General features: G+C 64.3%; 6 protein-coding genes. 4 read left to right on the top strand and 2 right to left on the bottom strand.

Annotated elements, in window-relative coordinates; all coding sequences use genetic code 11:
- The 4 genes from EOD07_RS25345 to EOD07_RS25330 form a co-directional block, all read left to right on the top strand.
- A partial coding sequence (locus EOD07_RS25345) for an HAD-IC family P-type ATPase (protein WP_127237366.1) occupies positions 1–773 on the top strand: 773 nt, incomplete at its 5' end.
- Positions 774–814: 41 nt separating this feature from the next.
- Entirely contained in the window at positions 815–1204 is a 390-nt protein-coding gene (locus tag EOD07_RS25340) for a DUF305 domain-containing protein (protein ID WP_127237365.1), read from the top strand.
- 102 nt (positions 1205–1306) lie between these two features.
- Positions 1307–2152, top strand: a complete 846-nt coding sequence (locus EOD07_RS25335; protein ID WP_127237364.1) for an aldo/keto reductase — start codon at positions 1307–1309, stop codon at positions 2150–2152.
- A gap of 93 nt (positions 2153–2245) precedes the next feature.
- Entirely contained in the window at positions 2246–3004 is a 759-nt protein-coding gene (locus EOD07_RS25330) for an MBL fold metallo-hydrolase (RefSeq protein WP_245470470.1), read from the top strand.
- A gap of 8 nt (positions 3005–3012) precedes the next feature.
- Here the strand turns inward: EOD07_RS25330 and EOD07_RS25325 are convergent, their stop codons facing one another.
- Together EOD07_RS25325 and EOD07_RS25320 are read right to left on the bottom strand one after the other, a co-directional pair.
- Positions 3013–3582, bottom strand: a complete 570-nt coding sequence (locus tag EOD07_RS25325; RefSeq protein ID WP_127237362.1) for a TetR/AcrR family transcriptional regulator — start codon at positions 3580–3582, stop codon at positions 3013–3015.
- Positions 3583–3647: 65 nt separating this feature from the next.
- On the bottom strand, positions 3648–4008 hold a 361-nt coding region (locus tag EOD07_RS25320), incomplete at its 5' end, for a DUF1348 family protein (protein WP_127237361.1).

Below are 4008 nucleotides of genomic sequence, written 5' to 3'. Positions count from 1 at the left end.
GTCTGAAGCTGGCCGATGCCGTCGATTTCGAAGCCGTCACCGGCAAGGGCGTTTCGGGCATGGTGTCGGGCCGGAAGGTCGCGCTCGGCAACGCGGCGATGATGGCGGATCTGGGCGTCGGAACGTCGGCGGCCGGGGCCGAGGCGCTGCAGGCCGACGGCAAGACGGCCATGTTCGTGGCCGTCGACGGGGGCTTCGCCGGCATCGTCGCTGTCGCCGATCCCGTAAAGGCAACGACGGCCGAGGCGATCAAGGCGCTGCATGACAAGGGGCTGAAGATCATCATGGCTACTGGCGACAATGAGCGCACTGCCAAAGCCATCGCCGGCAGGCTCGGCATCGACGATATCCGAGCCGGCCTGCTGCCGGACGGCAAGAGCGCGCTGGTGGAAGAGCTGCGCGGCAAGGGCGCTGTCGTCGCCATGGCCGGCGACGGCGTCAACGACGCGCCGGCGCTGGCCGCCGCCGATGTCGGCATCGCCATGGGCACCGGCGCCGATGTCGCGGTCGAAAGCGCCGGCATCACGCTGGTCAAGGGCGATTTGAACGGCATCGTCAGGGCGCGCACATTGGCCCAGGCGACGATCCGCAACATCCGCCAGAACCTGTTCTTCGCCTTCCTCTACAACGTGCTCGGCGTGCCGGTCGCCGCCGGCGTGCTCTATCCGCTCACCGGCACGTTGCTGTCGCCGATGATCGCCGCGGCGGCGATGAGCCTGTCGTCGGTGTCGGTCATCGCCAATGCCTTGCGGCTGAGAACATTGAAACTCTGAGCAAAGCCCCCAGATACGCTATCCAACAGAAGGAGACCTTGATGACCTTGGCCAAGAAAATCGTGCTGCTTTTGATGGCGGCGGGAATGCTGCTTGCCGTCTTCCTCGAAAGCGTGCCGGCCTCGTCCGAGGAGATGAAGCACGACATGTCCAAGATGGGGATGGGCGCCCAGAGCCCGGCCACGACGGGCTATGAGGCGGCGATGAAGAAGATGCACAAGGACATGGCGATCAAATACAGCGGCAATGCCGATGTCGACTTCGTCCGCGGCATGATTCCGCATCACCAGGGCGCCATCGACATGGCCAAGGTGGTGATCGCCAACGGCAAGGACCCGGAAATCCGCAAGCTCGCCGAAGGCGTGGTCACGGCCCAGGAGGCCGAGATCAAGCAGATGCAGGACTGGCTTGCCAAGCATCCGGCGAAGTAGCCACCGCGGGCGGGCAGCCTCAGAAATCCAGGCAGCCACGAGCCTTCGGTCTGGATTTCCGGCCAAGGCTGTGCTGCCATCCGGCATCCTACGGAGAAAGCCATGCCCGCGTCGATCAGAACCCTGAAGCTGCCGTCCGGCGAAGCCGTTCCGGTGCTGGGTCAGGGCACCTGGAAGATGGGCGAGGACCGGCGCCACCGCGCAGATGAGGTGGCGGCGCTGAAGCTCGGGCTCGACCTTGGCATCACGCTGATCGACACGGCGGAGATGTATGCCGGCGGCGGCGCCGAGGAAGTGGTGGCGGAGGCGATCGCCGCGCGCCGCGACGAGACTTTCCTGGTCTCCAAGGTGCTGCCCTCCAACGCCTCGCGCGCCGGCGTCAAGCGCGCCTGCGAGAGCAGCCTGAAGCGGCTTTCCACCGATCGCATCGATCTCTATCTGCTGCATTGGCCGGGCAGCGTGCCACTGTCCGAAACCGTTGAAGCCTTCGAGGCCCTGAAGGCTGAAGGCAAGATCCGCCACTGGGGCGTCAGCAATTTCGACACCGACGAGATGGAAGACCTTGTCGGTCTGCCGTCCGGCGGCAATGTGCAGACCAATCAGGTGCTCTACAATCTTTCGCGCCGAGGCCCTGAATTCGATCTGGCCCCGTGGTGCGCGGAGCGCGGCATCCCGCTGATGGCTTATTCGCCGGTGGAGCAGGGTGCGCTCGCGCGCAACGCTGGGCTCGAAGCCGTAGCCACGCGCCACAACGCCACCGCCGCGCAGATCGCGCTCGCCTGGGCGATGGCGCAACCGGGCGTCATCGCCATCCCGAAAGCTGGCCGCCAGGAGCATGTGCGCCAGAATGCGGCCGCGCTCGACATCGAGCTGACGGCGCAGGATTTCGCCGATCTCGACCGCGCCTTCCCGCCGCCGACACGCAAGCGCGGCCTGGAAATGATCTAGTCGAACGTCGATCCGGATTTGTAACTGGATAGAGAGCAGGCATTGGAACGAATTTCAGCCGGACCCCATCACACGGCTTACAAAATCGGCGACTTGACTGTCACCTCACTGCGCGACGGTTATGTCGACATGCCGGTCCGGCGGCTGCATAAGCCGGGAGGCGAGCCATTCGGCAACGATCTCCCGTCGCAGGTACCGCTCTTCGAAGGCGCGCTCAGATTGTCGGTCAATGCCTTTGCCATCGACGACGGCCAAGACATCACGCTGATCGATACGGGCTCCTCGAACGCCTGGCACCCGACGATGGGTTTTCTGCCGCAGGCTCTGAGCGAGGCGAAGATCGCCGTCGATCGGATACGCACGGTTGCCTTCACCCACACGCATCTCGACCATATCCATGGGCTTGTCCTTGCCGATGGTCGCGACGGCTTCCCGCAGCTCTCCCGCTTGCTTGTCCCTCGAACCGAACTCGACATGTTCCGGTCGGTAGCGAGATTGAGCCGCTTCCATGATCGGACAGAACCTTTGGACCCCGGACAGAGCCTGAGCGCGAACATAGAGGCGGTCGCCGCTGCCGGCCACGAAATCGGCCACACCGGCTTTCGTGTCACGAGCCGCGGCGAGACATTGCTGGTCTGGGGCGACCTCGTGCATGTGCCATCGCTGCAGTTCGAACGGCCGGAGGTCGCATGGGAATTCGACGCCGACCAGGAACAGGCGCGGGCAACCCGGCTGCGCATCTTGGGGCTTGCCGCCGACAACGGCTGGTGCGTGGCGGGAGCGCATCTCGATTCGCCGGGCGTCGGCCGGGTTTCCCGAACTGGAACCGGCTTCCGCTTCGAACCTTTGTAGGGCTTTGGTTAAGTCTTGGCCGGCAGCCCAAGCCGCATCCTCAATCGGCGCAAGGCCCTTGAAAACACATCGAGATCATTGGCGGCGCGGGCAAGCGTGAGCGCTCCCTGGATGGCGGCGACGGCTTCCTCGGCCAACTCGCCGGCTTCGCCCGCTCGGTGCCCGGAGCGCTCCAGAGCGCCGGCAAGGTGCGTGACCCAGCGGCCGAAATAATCCCTTATCTGGTCGGCGAAGAGATCGCGCGATTCATCGAGCGCGAAGGCACCGATCAGGCAAACGCGCCGCCCCGAGCGGAAATAGCTGTCCGTCCCCGCGAGCATATGCTCGATCCCCGCCAGCGGATCGCTGCTGTCGCTTAACGGCGCGAAGACATTCTCCTCGAACCAGCCGTCGATATGGGCAATGACGGCTCTCGCCATCTCTTCCTTGCCGCCGGGAAAGAAGTGGTAGAGGCTTCCTTTGCCGAGCCCCGTCGCTTCGCCGATCAGGACCAGGCTGGCGCCTTCATAGCCATGCTCGCGGAAGACTTCCGCAATGATCCCCAGCAACTGGTCGCGATCTGGCGCGATCCGTCGCATGCTTAGTGTTCCTGGTTGAGCATGATCTTTTCCAAAACCCGCTACACACTTCTTGGGGTCATGCTCTAAAGCCCGAGCTCCGAGAGGCCGGGATGGTCGTCCGGCCGGCGGCCGAGCGGCCAGTGATATTTCCGCTCGCGCTCGGTGATCGGCAGGTCGTTGATGCTTGCCACGCGGCGGCGCATCAGGCCTGCCTCGTCGAACTCCCAGTTCTCATTGCCGTAGGAACGGAACCAATGCCCGCTGTCATCGCGCCATTCATAGGCGAAGCGCACTGCGATGCGATTCTCGTTCCAGGTCCAGACCTCCTTGATGAGGCGGTAATCCAACTCGCGCGCCCATTTGCGCTTGAGGAAGCCGACGATCTCGCCGCGGCCCGAGACGAATTCGGCCCGGTTCCGCCAGATGCTGTCCTCTGTATAGGCA

Source organism: Mesorhizobium sp. M2C.T.Ca.TU.002.02.1.1 (assembly GCF_003997225.1).
Note: the sequence above shows the minus strand (reverse complement) of the source record. Positions and strands in the feature narration are given on the sequence as shown.

Coding starts and splice junctions, on each gene's coding strand:
- EOD07_RS25340 (WP_127237365.1), top strand. CDS start 815: ATGACCTTGGCCAAGAAAATCGTGCTGCTTTTGATGGCGGCGGGAATG.
- EOD07_RS25335 (WP_127237364.1), top strand. CDS start 1,307: ATGCCCGCGTCGATCAGAACCCTGAAGCTGCCGTCCGGCGAAGCCGTT.
- EOD07_RS25325 (WP_127237362.1), bottom strand. CDS start 3,582: ATGCGACGGATCGCGCCAGATCGCGACCAGTTGCTGGGGATCATTGCG.